This is a genomic window from Parabacteroides sp. TM07-1AC (genome assembly GCF_003480915.1).
Taxonomy (GTDB): Bacteria; Bacteroidota; Bacteroidia; order Bacteroidales; family Tannerellaceae; genus Parabacteroides; species Parabacteroides chongii.
This window is the reverse complement of the sequence record NZ_QUKD01000008.1, coordinates 116,817-131,456: the sequence shown is the minus strand read 5'-3', so window position 1 is coordinate 131,456 and position 14,640 is coordinate 116,817. Positions and strand designations below refer to the sequence as shown.

12 protein-coding genes are annotated in these 14,640 nt (G+C 43.8%); 6 read left to right on the top strand and 6 right to left on the bottom strand.

Annotated features, from left to right (window positions below; all coding sequences use genetic code 11):
• Positions 1-57: 57 nt before the first annotated feature.
• A complete protein-coding gene (locus tag DXD68_RS16225; RefSeq protein ID WP_122362571.1) occupies positions 58-1,455 on the top strand; it encodes a DUF1186 domain-containing protein in 1,398 nt (465 codons plus the stop codon).
• Positions 1,456-1,562: 107 nt separating this feature from the next.
• Here DXD68_RS16225 and DXD68_RS16220 read toward each other — a convergent pair whose 3' ends face one another.
• Positions 1,563-2,597 carry an aldo/keto reductase gene (locus DXD68_RS16220; protein WP_122362570.1) on the bottom strand — a complete coding sequence of 345 codons (1,035 nt, stop codon included), beginning with the start codon at positions 2,595-2,597 and terminating at the stop codon, positions 1,563-1,565.
• A gap of 108 nt (positions 2,598-2,705) precedes the next feature.
• Here DXD68_RS16220 and DXD68_RS16215 point away from each other — a divergent pair, with 108 nt between their 5' ends.
• From DXD68_RS16215 to DXD68_RS16200, 5 genes are all read left to right on the top strand, one after another.
• Complete coding sequence (locus tag DXD68_RS16215) at positions 2,706-3,479, top strand: Cof-type HAD-IIB family hydrolase (protein ID WP_122362569.1); 774 nt, start codon at positions 2,706-2,708, stop codon at positions 3,477-3,479.
• A 33-nt stretch (positions 3,480-3,512) separates the two neighbouring features.
• Positions 3,513-4,064 (top strand): beta-class carbonic anhydrase, encoded by a 552-nt coding sequence (locus DXD68_RS16210; protein WP_122362568.1) that lies wholly within the window; start codon positions 3,513-3,515, stop codon positions 4,062-4,064.
• A gap of 180 nt (positions 4,065-4,244) precedes the next feature.
• Positions 4,245-4,403 (top strand): hypothetical protein, encoded by a 159-nt coding sequence (locus DXD68_RS24315; RefSeq protein WP_199715706.1) that lies wholly within the window; start codon positions 4,245-4,247, stop codon positions 4,401-4,403.
• A 196-nt stretch (positions 4,404-4,599) separates the two neighbouring features.
• The gene (locus DXD68_RS16205; protein ID WP_122362567.1) at positions 4,600-5,598 is read left to right on the top strand and encodes a M28 family metallopeptidase; all 999 of its coding nucleotides are present in this window, start codon (positions 4,600-4,602) and stop codon (positions 5,596-5,598) included.
• Positions 5,599-5,634: 36 nt separating this feature from the next.
• A complete protein-coding gene (locus DXD68_RS16200) occupies positions 5,635-6,168 on the top strand; it encodes an FKBP-type peptidyl-prolyl cis-trans isomerase (protein ID WP_233577189.1) in 534 nt (177 codons plus the stop codon).
• A gap of 128 nt (positions 6,169-6,296) precedes the next feature.
• Here the strand turns inward: DXD68_RS16200 and DXD68_RS16195 are convergent, their stop codons facing one another.
• From DXD68_RS16195 to DXD68_RS16175, 5 genes are all read right to left on the bottom strand, one after another.
• Positions 6,297-6,935 (bottom strand): hypothetical protein, encoded by a 639-nt coding sequence (locus tag DXD68_RS16195; RefSeq protein WP_147383002.1) that lies wholly within the window; start codon positions 6,933-6,935, stop codon positions 6,297-6,299.
• A 69-nt stretch (positions 6,936-7,004) separates the two neighbouring features.
• A complete protein-coding gene (locus DXD68_RS16190; RefSeq protein WP_122362564.1) occupies positions 7,005-8,909 on the bottom strand; it encodes a SusD/RagB family nutrient-binding outer membrane lipoprotein in 1,905 nt (634 codons plus the stop codon).
• A gap of 30 nt (positions 8,910-8,939) precedes the next feature.
• Positions 8,940-12,365, bottom strand: coding sequence for a SusC/RagA family TonB-linked outer membrane protein (locus DXD68_RS16185; protein WP_122362563.1), 3,426 nt, complete (start codon positions 12,363-12,365; stop codon positions 8,940-8,942).
• A gap of 436 nt (positions 12,366-12,801) precedes the next feature.
• A complete protein-coding gene (locus DXD68_RS16180) occupies positions 12,802-13,266 on the bottom strand; it encodes a DUF3874 domain-containing protein (RefSeq protein ID WP_122362562.1) in 465 nt (154 codons plus the stop codon).
• Positions 13,263-14,354: a BT4734/BF3469 family protein gene (locus DXD68_RS16175; RefSeq protein WP_122362561.1), complete on the bottom strand. Its 1,092-nt coding sequence runs from the start codon at positions 14,352-14,354 to the stop codon at positions 13,263-13,265. Before DXD68_RS16175 ends, DXD68_RS16180 begins: the two co-directional genes overlap by 4 nt.
• Positions 14,355-14,640 lie beyond the last annotated feature (286 nt).

Genomic DNA, 14,640 nt, shown 5'->3' with positions numbered 1-14,640 from the left:
CTTTTTTTATAGAGTAAATAAATCATCGTATCTTTAACGGACTAAACAAATAAGCAAATGGCTAAAAAGAAAAGTAAACCAGCTCAACAGCAGCAACAGCTTTCACCTGAAAAATACATTCGCCTGAAAGCCAGGAATCTATCAATAGACAAGTGTTTTGTTTCAACTGATTGGCAAGAGGTCGGATTAGCAGAAGTTCTTGTTTCCCGTCGTCATACCGGTGGAAATTATACATTCGGGATCTATTTGGTCGATACTCTCTGTCTCGGATTGAAAGATTCTATATTTAAGTTTAATATAACACCGGCTGATTTTGATTCTATACTAGAGGATCTGATGGTGGAAAATCATACTGAGATAAGTTATGATGAGGCTCATAATATTATTTACGGAGCGATTTCTTATGCGGAGGATCTGGGGATTCAAGCAGATAAGAGTTTTGATTTGACACAATATATATTGGAAGAAGATACGGATGATATTCCTTTAATCGAATATGAATATGGCAGGGATGGTTCTCCTTATCTGGTGGTAGAGAGCAATTTGGAAGCAAGCAAATATCTTCCTGCTCTGGAAAAGAGTACGAATGGTAATTTTAGACTAATGATAGCAGATGAGGAGGAAGATGATTTTTCTGATTTATTCCCTGATTTTAAAGAATATCCGGAAACACCTTATACTTATGATCCTCCGATGTATCCGTCTGAATTGAATCTGTTTCATCAGGAACTGCAGATTCTTTTAGGTTCACACAATGATTTTCTATTATCGACGGAGGATATAAAGCAAATCCTTTCCCTTCCTCGTGAAAGTCTGATAGCCGATTTGCAGCAAATGGTATTGTATATGATCGGACAGAATAATGGGGATGTTGCGTTGATCCATGCTCTTTTCTTCCTGGGGGAATTGAGGGCGGAAGAGGCATTGGACACAGTCCTCGAAGTGATGCGTCAGGATTCTGAGTTTATGGATATCAATTTTGGAGATTCGACCGATGATGTTTTGGGTTTGACTCTTTATTATGTAGGGCGTAACAAATTACCGGAGTTACTGGCATTTGTCAAGGAACCCGGACTGTATATGTATTTCAAATTCGTCGTGTTCATAGCAATGAATTTGATATCCGATGAACCTGGAAGGCGGGAAGATGTACTGGAGTGGTACCGCGAGTTGATGCAATTTTTTAAGGAGAATGCGACCGATCTTTCAATCTATTCAGCCGGATTGGGTGGCTTGATGATAGCTGAGATGCTGGATATTTGCCCTGAGGAGTTATTGCCGGAGATCGAGGACTTTTTTGAAGTTTGTGATGTGGATGAAATGTCCTGTGGAACTTTGGAAGTCGTGAAAGAGGATATACTCGCTAAAGAAAAACCTCTCAGAGAAAGAAAGTTGATCGATATCTATGAACGTAATCAGAAGTATTATAGTTCTTGGTGTAAGAGGTTGGAATAAGAGCGGAAGGATCAGTTTTGAATGTAGGGGCGGTTCGCGAACCGCCCTTACAGGCGCCGTCACAATGGAACAGGCAGGTTCGACCGTAGGGGCGGGGTCACTATTTTCTAAAACTGAATCTGTGCATTCAGGAACGGGAATTGTGCCTGATGCCAATACGGGTAAACGGGAGTGACCTGGCTGGCTTCATCTAAACGTTTTACCTGTTCCGGTGTCAGATTCCACCCGACAGCTTCCAGGTTTTGTTTTAATTGTTCCTCTGTGCTGGCTCCAATAATCAGGCTGGAAACAGTAGGACGTTGCAATAACCAGTTCAACGCACATTGTGCAACAGTATGTCCCGTCTCTTCGGCTATTTCATCCAATACATCCATAATATTGTACAACCGTTCGTAAGATGTCGCTTCGTCAGGAATAGGGCTGCCGCCGCGAGCTACACGTCCGTCAGCCGGTATCGGATTGTTCCTTCTGTATCTCCCGCCTAAGCGGCCGGCAGAAAGCGGACTCCAGATGATAGAGCCAACCTTCTGATCGATACCGAGCGGCATCAACTCCCATTCGAACTCCCTGTTCAGCAAAGAATAATGAACCTGCTGTGCCACATAGCGGCTCCAGCCATATCGTTCGGATACTGATAAAGCTTTCATCAGATGCCATCCGGAGAAATTGGAACAGGCGATATACCGTATCTTACCTGCCGTGATCAGATCGTCCAGTGCACGAAGCGTTTCCTCTACCGGCGTATTGGCATCGAATCCATGCATATGATAAATATCTATATGATCCGTGTTCAGCCGTTTCAGACTGGCTTCGCAAGCTTCGATCAGATGAAAACGGGAAGAACCCATCGCATTGCGGCTTTCCGGGTTTAGGTTGAATGTCGCTTTGGTTGAGATCAATAATTTGTTTCTCAGCCCTTCCATTGCTTTTCCCAATATTTTTTCAGATAATCCGTCAGAGTATGCATCTGCGGTATCGAACAGATTTACGCCCGCATCCAGGCAGCGGTTTATCATGCGTCTGGCTTCTTCCACCTGGGTATGACCCCAACCTTCAAAACCGTTTGTGCCTCCAAAAGTGGCAGTCCCTAAACAGAGTACGGGTACATATAGCCCTGAACCTCCTAATTGTCTGTATTCCATAGCTTACCTATTAAATTGTTATTAAGATCTTACTTACAAAGGTATATAAAATATGCATGTATTTATTTATTCTTATCTTTGTATCAAATTTAGGTTATAATAAAAAGTATGGTTAAGGCAGTTTTTTTCGATATAGACGGAACATTGGTCAGTTTTAAAACTCACGAAGTACCGCAATCTACTATCGAAGCGTTGGATCTTTTAAGAAAGAAGGGTATTAAGGTTTTTATAGCTACGGGGCGGCATTTCAGTTCCATAAATAATCTGGGCGATTTGAACTTTGACGGATATGTAACGTTGAACGGTGGATATTGTTTTGCTGGTGATAAAGTCATTTATAAGCACAGTATCCCTGACCGGGATGTCGAAGCCCTGATCCGGTATATGGAGACGGAAGAATCTTTCCCGTGTGCCTTTGTCCGGGAGAAAGATATTTATATGAATTATAAAGATGAGACAGTAGAAGAGATATTCAATATGCTGAACTTCCCGGAACCGCCGATCCGCCCGATGAGTGAGATACGCGGTGAGACTGTTTACCAGCTTGTCTCTTTCTTTACTGCCGACCAGGAAAAAAAGATCATGCCGATATTGTCGCATTGTGAATCCACTCGCTGGAATCCTTTGTTTACAGATGTGGTGCCTGCCGGAAGCAGCAAGCGCATAGGGATCGATAAAATGCTGGAATATTTTAGGATACCGTTAAACGAATGCGTGGCATTCGGTGACGGTGGTAACGATGTGGCGATGCTTGAACATGCCGGGATAGGAGTGGCTATGGGCAATGCAGAGGACGATGTGAAACAATATGCCGACTATGTAACCGATTCTGTCGATGAGGACGGAATATTCAAAGCATTAGAACATTTGAACATTATCTGATCGTAAGTTGTTTCTATACTAAGAAGTAAACATATGATTGACGAATTACTAGTATTTAATAAAGAGTTCGTAAAGAACAAAGGATACGAAAAGTTTATCACGAATAAGTATCCGGACAAGAAAATAGCGATCGTATCCTGTATGGATACCCGCCTGACAGAACTTCTTCCTGCCTCACTGGGGGTCAAGAACGGTGATGTGAAAGTGATCAAGAATGCCGGTGCTGTTATCTCGCATCCGTTTGGTAGTGTGATACGCAGTTTGCTGGTTGCCATTTATGATTTGGGAGTTACTGAGATCATGATCATCGGGCATTCGGATTGCGGGGCACAACATATGGACAGCGATACCATGATAGAAGCCATGAAGAAGCGGGGTATTCCGTCAGATCGTATCGATATGATACGTTATTGCGGAGTCGACTTTAAAGAATGGCTGCATGGTTTTGATTCGTCCGAAGGCTCTGTGAGGAATACAGTAAACCAGGTTGTCAATCATCCGCTGATCCCCTCCGATGTAACGGTTAGAGGCTTTGTAATTGATTCTGTTACAGGCGAATTGACGGAGGTAAAACAGCATGTTTAGCATCTAAAAAGATCTGACTATAAATTAAATAAATGTAAAGATAGAAATTATTTATATGTTTTATAGCATAGTTTCAAATAAAGTGTCTATCTTTGCATTGTAAACAAAAAGAAAAGATTAGAGTTTAGGTTAATTATTAATAAGTTTCCCAAGCGTGGGAAACATAAAAATGTAAAGATTATGATGACAAGTAGAAATGAAGAAAATCTTCGTACTTTAGCGATGTTGCGTTACCAGGCCGATCGCTATAGATCAATGAGAAATGGAACAATGAGTCAGCGAGTAAATGCTGAAATCCGTCGTCTGTTGGAAGAAATGGACGCTAACGTAAAAAATTAAGCAAAAAGATTAGTATATTATTAGATGTTTTCTCTTCACCAATGTCTTTTTAAAGACTGGTGAGAGACAAAAAGATGGGCATTCGACACTGGCTGATCAGTGAAGATTAGCCTTTTTTTATTTTATAGCCCTTAGAATTCTTCAATTTATCTTCTATCTTTGTGCACGGAACAAATCTATAAAACACAATCATACGATGAAAAGAGCTGGTTTATTTGTAGCATCCGTCATGCTATCTACAACCCTTTGGGCACAGTCGCCTATTGAAAAAGGACTGAATGTAATCAATAAAGAGAATGCTGAGGCATATATCGGTTTTTTGGCCAGTGATGAACTGGAAGGGCGTGAAGCCGGTTTTCAGGGAGGACGTATTGCCGCTGAATATATCGTTTCCAATCTGAAGACCATGGGGATTGCCCCTTTGAATGATTCTTATTACCAGCCTTTTGAAGCTTATAATAAGGAACGTCAGAAGAGAGGACGTTTCCAGGTGCATCCGGATTCGATCGCGCAGTTGAAACAAGGCGTACATCAGAAATTATCCTTGCGCAATATCCTGGGAAAGATAGAAGGAAAGAATCCGAATGAATACGTTATCATCGGAGCACACTATGATCACCTGGGTTTCGATCCGATGCTGGAGGGGGACCAGATTTATAACGGTGCCGATGATAATGCTTCCGGCGTATCGGCAGTTCTGCAGGTAGCGAAAGCTTTCCTGGCATCGGGCCAGCAACCGGAACGTACCGTGATCTTTGCTTTCTGGGATGGGGAAGAAAAGGGATTGCTGGGTTCCGAATATTTTGTACAGAACTGTTCTTTCCTGAAAGATATTAAGGGATATCTGAACTATGATATGATCGGTCGTAACTCGAATGAATCAGTTCCCGAACAGGTCGATTATTTCTATACGGAAGCCAACAAGGCTTTCGGTGACTGGCTGAAGAATGACATCAAGAAATACGGTCTGAACCTGAAGCCGATCTATCATGCCTGGGACAAGCCGGTAGGAGGGAGCGACAATGGTTCTTTTGCCAAACGTGAGATACCTATTATATGGTATCATACCAACGGCCATCCGGACTATCATATGCCAAGCGACCATACTGAAAAGCTTAACTGGGAGAAGGTGGTCGATATAACGAAAGCCTCTTTCCTGAATATGTGGAATCTGGCGAATGAGAAGAAGTATTAATATATAACTAAACAGTGTAAATAAACAATGAAATCGATGTATGTAGCCCTGTGTTGGGCAGTGATGATGGTTACCGGTTTGGTGGCTTGCAGTGATGACAATGGTGAAATCATAGATCCTTATACGGAAGAACAGAAGGCTTGGATTGCTAGTAATCAAGCTTATTTTGAAGAACAGAAAGAGGCTATGGTTGATGGAGAGTTAGTTTATAAGCAACTTGTTGTGGGGGAAGATACAGTGTTGTATCGCTTGTTAGGAGAAGTAGGAAAAGTCGATTCCTTACCTCAGCCCAATTCTGATATAAAAGTGTCTATTAGAGGGGAATTGCCTGTCTCTCAAAAAGTTTTTGTAGGTGATAAGGATGGAAATCCGGTTGAGACAACGATACGTCCGAATGATCCAGGTGTTATTAAAGGATTGTCTGCCGTATTACAACAAGTTCGTAAAGGGGAAAGAATAGAAACTGTTATTCCTTATCGGTTGGGATATGGAGATCAAGATTATTGGGAGTATTCTATTCCTCTTTTCTCGACATTAAAGTTCACTTTTACAGTAATAGACTTTGATTGAATTTGAAAATATTATATCGAAACCTGATGTTAGATCTTTCTTTGACGTTTTAGGATTTTGATCTATAATGTAAAAACGGGTGGCGCTGTTATAAAAAAGCAGCGTTACCCGTTTTTTATTTAACCTGATTATAATCCCAGGCAGTAATTAACAAGTGTGATGACATCCTTTGCATTCTTCATGTCTGTTTTCGTCTCTTTGATATAAGTTTCGATGAGGTTCTCTTTGCCGGGAAAGAGTTTTAATAGCGATTTCTTATTTTTGAATTTGAGCGGAGTGCCATCACGGAAAATACAATACTCATTCTGATTGGCGAGTTTATAAACTTCAGTGTATTGATTTTCGTAAGTGCTATAGTTTAACTGATTCGTATTCAGAGTTTCCACTTTAGCCTGTTGCGTTACGCCGAAAGCATTTTTATATCCCTGGGATGCATTCTTCAACAACCAGTTTATACCGATAAGACCATTCGGTATCTGCAGTATCTCATAGAAACCGGATCCGGTCGGAATGAATCTGGCATTCCCAATATAGACCGTATCGATCTGGGCAACGTTGGTAAGGAGCATTTCTTCCGAACCGTTTTTGAACATCATCTTCCGATTGCCGGCATCGTAGTTAAGCTCTGCCATTGTCTTGGAGTTGTTCTTCATTAACACGACACCTTTCGAGTAATCTTCAAAAAGCATCTGACGTTTCTTCTGTGCATTAACACTACCTACGGTTGCTATACAGCACAGGATGGTGATTAACAGGTATGTTCTCATTGTAGTAGAATATGGGAAAGAGCAGTTACAGAATTTGTAACTACTCTTTCGAGGTTATTAATAAAAGAATTAATTCTTCGGCCCTTCACCCCATTGCGGAGCACCCTGATCCTGCCAGGTACGTTCTGAGTTCAGAATAGATGTGTTTGCATCGCCGGCACCTGTAATGGTATAACCCTGTGCTGCATAGGCATCTCTTTGGATCTGATACAACTGGCTCGTTTCGTTAGGAACACCTGTCTGGAAACGGCGAGGGAAGTTGGTCACAGGAATAGATGCAAAATTCTCACGGCTGATAAACTGTGAATTGAATTTAGGCAAGCCTGAACGGCGGGCCGTAACAAACTGGTCATAAGGATACATGGTGAAGTTGATCAACTGCTGCAAGTATACTTTTTCCAGTTGTTCGCTGGTTGAACCGGTCAGCTGATAATCGGCTGATGCCAGCATCGCTTCGATCTCTCCGCTTTTCAGTTCGATGGAAACTTCGTTCGGGTCATAATCGTACGTAGTACCATAGTAAGCAATCTGGTTTAATTCAGCTGCTTTATCGTATTCCTGAACAGACAGTTTGACACCCTGTGTGAAATAGCTTTCAGCCGTACCAGGCAGGTTGGCTCCCAATAATTTGAACTCTGCCAAATACAGGTTTACCTCACCACCTCCTAAGTACAGTCCGTACCAGGGACGGCTGTCGTTTTTAGTGATTACAGGACCGCCCGGAGGAGTCGGCATTGTAAAGTTATAGTTACGTCCGATAACCATTTGATGCTGATACATGGAGTAGGGGCGATACGTTTTTGCACTTTGACCGTTTTCGTCAGTAATTTTGTAGCGGTTGCTATAGTCAAACCATTCACCGTAGACAGCAGTATTATTGCTGGCATTATATTCAACCGGAAGACCGTAATAACGTACCCAAGGTTCGCCCATTCCTTTCCATCTCACGAATGTTTTCTTTCCGCCAGTGGTTGTATATTCAACGTTTTCCTCGATATAAGAAGGAATCGCCTTGCCTTGATCGTAGAATTCCTGAACGATTTTAGAGTTCCAGTCGTTTTTACGGTATTGGAAACGAACGCGAGGGTCTTTGTTTTTAAGCATGAAATTGACTATGCGCTGATTGGAAGCCATTCCATCCATAAAGCCGTTGCTCCAGTGGTAAATGTAATCATTATTGCTTGAGTTTACGATACCTTTATTGAACAGCATGGCATCAGCCAAAGAGTCGATATAGCCACAAGAGGCATTGGCCACTTCCGAAGCAATCGTCAGTGCGCGTGCCTTATCTTGAGAAATCAGACGGGCTGCGATTTTCAGTTTCATTGAATTGGCCGCTTTTGCCCACTTGGCACGGTCACCTTTGAAGACAATATCCTGTTCGCTTTCAAAAATCTGCTCGGTAGCAGAAGCCGTAGTGAATACGGTGATGGCATTGTCCAGCTGACTCAGCCACAAGGTGTACAGGTCGGCGATTCTGTCGTAAGCCGGAGTCAGCGTACCGCCATGCAGGGCATTACCCGCTTCCGTAAACTGAATATCCCCGTTGATATCACTGCTGGAAAGAGCCAGATAGGCTGTCAGTACATCCACACAAGCGGCTGTTGTCGCATGTTTGGCTGCATCTTCTTCGCTCATGTTGGAGCGCAAGTAGGTAATTTCGTGAGCCAGTTTTAATACTCTCACATAATTAACGCCACCAGTAACGGTTGTCAGTGCAGAACTTTCCGTGAAGCTGCCTGTCGGTACCGCCATCTGCGTCCATGAGGTCAGCATCGGTGCATCGTAGAACCAGTAGGTGTAATCAAACGGATCGAAATCCATCACAGCCATTGCAAACAGATAGGAGGGATCACCCACAGTCACCTGCGAAGGGCTGGAGTTGATATCTGCGAAATCGTCACGGCATCCGGTCGTGCACACTAAGGCTACACCCAGGCCGAATCCCATTAATATATTACTATATTTGTTCATGTTTCAATTAATTTAAAGTTTCTTGTTTAGTTAGAATCCAACATTAATAGTAAATGTGTAGTTAGCAGTCAAGCCGTTGAAAGAACGGATACGGAACTCAGAAGCAGATGTACCGCGGACAGATTCCGGGTTGATCTTATTCGGCATCGTGTTCAGCAGGTAGCCCAGGTTACGTCCGGACACCGACAGGTTCAAATGCTGTGCACCCAGTTTATGCGCAATCTTGTTAGGCATTCTGTAGGATACGGTGATTTCACGTACTGCGATGTAGTTTAGTTTCTTCACCCAGTCGTCGTTTACTGTACCGGTTCCCCATGCATTGTTCCAGTAGTGCCATGCCGAAGCGTGTTGCGGGTCAACAAGTCCCTGATCGTACAGTGCCTGGTAGGTTTCGCCACCGTCGGCTACCGTATAAGAACTTCCGTTCGGCAGAGGAATAGATGTTCCGCCTTCGATCAGACCAACAGGGATTAAACCGTCGTTATACTGCTGGCCGTCCCAGATGGAAGTATAGCTCATACCGCCGTTTTCTGCGTCACGCCATTTCAGAGAGCTTTCCGTAAAGCCGTATGCCAGACCATAGCGGTTTGCATAAGACGCTACATAACCGCCGAAGCGCATATCAAACAAAGCACGCAGGCTCCAGTTCTTATACGTAAGCGAAGTACTTACGGAACCCAGGAAGTCGGGAACCATCGAACCGATTTTTTCTGCTTCGCCGCTACGCTGGTAGTACATGGCATGCATACCTCTGTCGCCACCGTAATAAGAAGTCGCGTTCAATATAGGCAGACCGGTCTTTTCGTCGATCTTGGCTTTCGAGTCACTCATCAATACCCCGTAAGATTCACCCACCTTGGCAACTGAACCGACACGGTAATTACCGTAAGCCACCTCACCACTCAACGTGATATAATCGGCTACGTTCGGGTGCAGTTCAACGATTTTGTTGTTGTTCTTGGTGTATGTGAAGTTCAAATCCCACTGCCAGTCTTTGTTTTTGAACGGTGTCGTGTTCAAGGCAATTTCCAACCCCTTGTTTTCGATATTACCTGCATTGATATACTGGCTGCTGATACCGGAGATACCCGGAACGCTGATCGACATGATCTGGTCTTTTGTATTTTCCTTATAATAAGTCATGTCGATACCGATACGATTATTCAGGAAACGCCAGTCCAAACCGATCTCCCAAGCGTTCTTACGTTCAGGTTTCAGATTTGTGGAATAAGCCGTTGATGGGATGCTCAGCGCGTATACGTTGCCACCACCTTGCAGCTGGGCTGTCAATAATGAATAAGCCGAATTGATTGTATAAGCATCCGTGTCATTACCTACCTGTGCCCATGATCCGCGCAGTTTGGCGAAAGAGATCCATTCCGGCAGCTGTTCGCGGAACGTTTCATGAGCCAGCCAGGAGGCCGAAATAGACGGATAGAAATAGGAGTAGTTACCATGTGTATCCGAATAAACCAGGGCAGACGACCAGTCGTTACGTCCGGTCACATCCAGGAATAACTGATCTCTCCAGCTTGCACTTGCCTGGAAGGATATGGACAACATACGTTTTTCCCCTTCTATCTTACCGCTGTAAGACGGTGTATTGATAGAGTTGGCAATAAAATACTGGTTAGGAACAACCAGACCACCGTTTGTATTTTCAGCCATAGTCTGTTGTATATTGTTGTAATACTCACCGCGGATAAACCCGCCGAATGTGAAATCACCTACGCTCTTGTTGAATGTAAATGCAGCATTCAGGTTGGTCTGTTCTTTCGAGTAGAGTCCCATTCCGTAATAACCGCTTCGCTTGTTTGCATAGTCTGTTCCCGGCTGTTTCTCTTCATAACGTCTGTAGTAATAGTTGTAGTTACCTTCCGCGCGGAATTTCATCCAGTCGGTCAGCTCCACGTTCAATACCAATGTCGGACGTACGGAAGTCTCTTTCTGACGATAGTCGTTTTCGTAGATATTCCACCAGGTACCTCTTCCCGGGTTATTACCATATTCGTCACCATAGCCGGAATTGGCCTGACCTCCGTGAGTACCTTTGTAGCGTTTGCGGAAATACTGGGTATCATACGTACGTCCCCAGGTACCGTCTACGAACAACTCTCCGATATTCGGCTGTGCATTCTTTGGATTTGAATTGGCGAAGGCGATGGATGCTTCCACCTCAATCTTGTCGGTTACCTTGTGCGATGCTTTAGCCAGGAACGATGTACGGTCGAAGCTGTTGTTCGGCAGTGTACCGCTTGCATACTTATAAGACAGAGAAGTATAGAAAGAGGTTTTTTCGCTGCTACCGCTGACAGATACGTTGGTATTGCTGTTGAATCCCAAATTGTATGCATCCTTGAAGTTATTCTCTACCGGACTATAGGCGATAGTTGAATAGTCATAGTTTTCAATGCTGCTTCCGTCGAACGCCGGTCCCCAATGACGACCTGTTCCACCGGTAAGGGTATGATTACCTGCCGAGTTCAGATAGAACTGGCCGATGTTGTCGTACAGGTAGTAGTTGCCGCTGGCATCCGTCTCACCATAACTGACATTACCTGTGTACTGTCCGCGTCCGTACTTGTTCTGTAGCTTCGGCTGTTTGAACATATGGTCGATACCGAACGTCTGTGAAACATTCACACCGATCCCCTGCTTGCCTTTACCCGATTTTGTCGTGATAACGACCGCACCGTTCAAACCGCGTGAACCATACAGGGCGGTAGCGGCTGCACCTTTCAGTACAGATACCGTTTCAAAGTCATCCGGGTTCAGGTTCTTCAACTCATTACCGTAGTCGTAGTTGTTGGCATTCCAGTCTGCATCACCGTCGCGGATGGCGTTATCCAGGATAATACCGTCTACTACATAAATAGGCTGGTTGTTTTTACCCAATGTAGATGCACCACGGATCTGAATCTTGGTCGCACCGAACATACCACCGTCAGAACCGGCAATTTCAACCCCAGCCACTTTACCCTGTAAAGCAGAAACCGGGTTGATTGCGTTGTTCAGCAATTCTTCACCTTTCAATTCGGTAACGGCATATCCCAATGCTTTCGTTTCGCGTTTCATACCCAAAGCGGTAACAACCACTTCATCCAGAGCTTGTGAATCTTCCTTTAACGACACGCGTAGGGAGGACTGTCCGGTATACCGGATGTCCTGTGAGGCGTAGCCGATAAACGAGACCTGGATAGTGGCTCCGTTTTGCACGTTTTCCAGTGTAAAATTACCATTCACGTCGGTAATTGTACCATTAGTGGTTCCTTTCACAACGATAGAGGCTCCGGCAACGGGGCCGAAGCTGTCCTCTACTACTCCGGTGACTTTCCCATTCTGTTGGGTAATCCCGGAACTTTGCTTACTTGGCATCAGATCTGCATATGCGCTTCCGGAGAAACCGAGTGCGCCAGCGATCAGAATTAAGCTGACAGGCTTTAAGTTTTTCAACATAATTGATAGTTTTTAGATTACTGAAGTGTTATTTTGGCGAATAAGCACTTCTTTATTTAAAATGATAATAATGTATTAAGCTATGTAATTTAACGTCTGTGTAAAAAAATCATTAGTGATCCTCATAGTTCTAAAAGAACAATGGTAATATTAACAACTTAAATAACTGAATTTCAATACTTATATAAAATAATTAAACACTTATTTGCATTTAAAACAAGCGCTGTTCATACCTTTTTTGCAGCTTTTGAGAACATTTTGTTTAGTAAATATTTATTAAACGATTTTTGGGAGAAGAGGCAACGTTCGGATTTTTACTATTTATATAAATTTTACTTAATTGGGCGTCACCCTTTAATGAAGTGGTTTTAATGTCTTGTAATATAGTGAAATAGGTGGTGACGCCCTGGTAGAAAGCAGCGTCACCCCTCTTGTTTTATAAAAGCTCTGTCACATGATAGTAATTGCCTGTTTTGGTATGTTTTTTGGTCACATTGTTTTTTAGCAGTATTCGTCCGAACAAAGCCATATTGCGGATACCCGTTTTTATTTTGCTGCGTTGTTCGATCCGCCTTAATATTTCAGCGGCAGGAAGAAGTTCACCCTTTTCTCCGACCTCCGGCTGTCGGAAATACTGGAAGAAGAGCTGTTCTTCAATCGGGATCTGCTGGAACTGGTGGTTATTGCGGATAATGGCTGTCTCTTCTTCGGATGTGAACCAATACCGTTCGTTAGTACGTAATGCGGCAGCCGCCTGGGCATACAGCTGGCTATGATTAACCGACAGGCTGTGATCGATAGTCCCGTTCAGTTCGATACAGATGAAACGGCGGCTTCCGGTCGGGTCGCTCAGTAGGTCTGCATTGTTGGAGGTCGCAATGAAAGAGGCGTATCTCTTCATCGACTGGACACTGCGCTTGTAAGGCCGGCGGGCATTGATGACCGGTTTTTGCAGGATATTTCGCGGTATTCGACATCCTCTTTCAGGAGGTTGTATCTGAACTCATACCTCCGTTTCATAAATTCGTCCGTCTGCATGGCCAGTGCCTGTTCCGGGCGGATGCAGGGTTTTCTACCGAAACCGGAAGAAAGTCGGTAAACATTCCGGATCGTAGTCCGTATCTCCGTTTCAAAGATCCGGAAATGAGAATGGATGGGGAGCCATTTGATCACTTCTTCTTCCGGTATACCGCTGCGGAAGCAATTTTCGGCCAGGCAGGTCAGAAAAGGCTTGATGTCTTTTTCTTCCCTGTGGTAGCCGCTTGTCTCCATCGCTTGCTGTAATGAATTTTCGAAGAGCAGTGAGATGATGCGGCTTCGTTCATGACCGGGAGCGAGCCGCTGCAACGGGTCTTTTACGGTATGCTCCAGGGTAGATACGGGTAGCTTTTCCGGTAGCTTCCATGGTTGTTCGATCCGGATAGGCAGTGCGTCCGGATTGTAATAAATATCCGGATCGAAAGAGAGGCGGCAGGCTGCATCCAATTCGTTTTCTTCGACGGCGATATCCTGTTGCAAGGATTCCCTGTAGTAAGCGGCTGCCCTGTTATATGCTTCTTCATGGAAGAATCGGATCAAAGTATCATTCTGAGGGACAGTATTATCCGGTAATCTGAAAGGTATAACGATTTTGACACTTTTCCCGCCCGAACCGATAAAGGTGATCATCGTTTGTAAAGAAGCGGAAGCCTGCCGGCGTACCTTTTCCGCTTCATTACGGTTGGTCAGATTATTTATTTTAAGCAGAATTAACCCGTTGTATTCTTTTCTCACCAACTTCTTTTCTTGCTTTCTGAAAGTAGAACAGAAGTAGACCACCGGTATCCGGTTGGCTTGTTTGACGGAAACCCCGTGTCGGGTGTGGCATAGCTCTTCGCGCAGGGCTGTCACCTGCTTTGCTTTGTACCCGTTTCTGATCAGTTCGATCAGTTTTTCCATTCCGATAGTTCGTTGTGCTTTCATGTTGGCACTGAATAATGTTGTTTTCATAGGCTCTTTTTTATTGATTTTTTCTCAAAGGTAAGTGCCGGAGTGTCGGTTTGAAGCATGTTGGGGCCGATCATTATCAAGCATATTGCATTTATTTCATCTGTTGTAAATAAAGGGGAGAACTGTTGTTTATGTACTTATATTTTGTATCTTTGGTCATATGTTCTTAACTGTTCGACCAGGGGCAAACATATAGTTGACCTAGGTCAAATTGAAGTTCGACCTAGGTCGAATATATGGTTGGCCCGGGTCGAAAACTTAATGAGTCACTTCTTTAGCCTTAAAA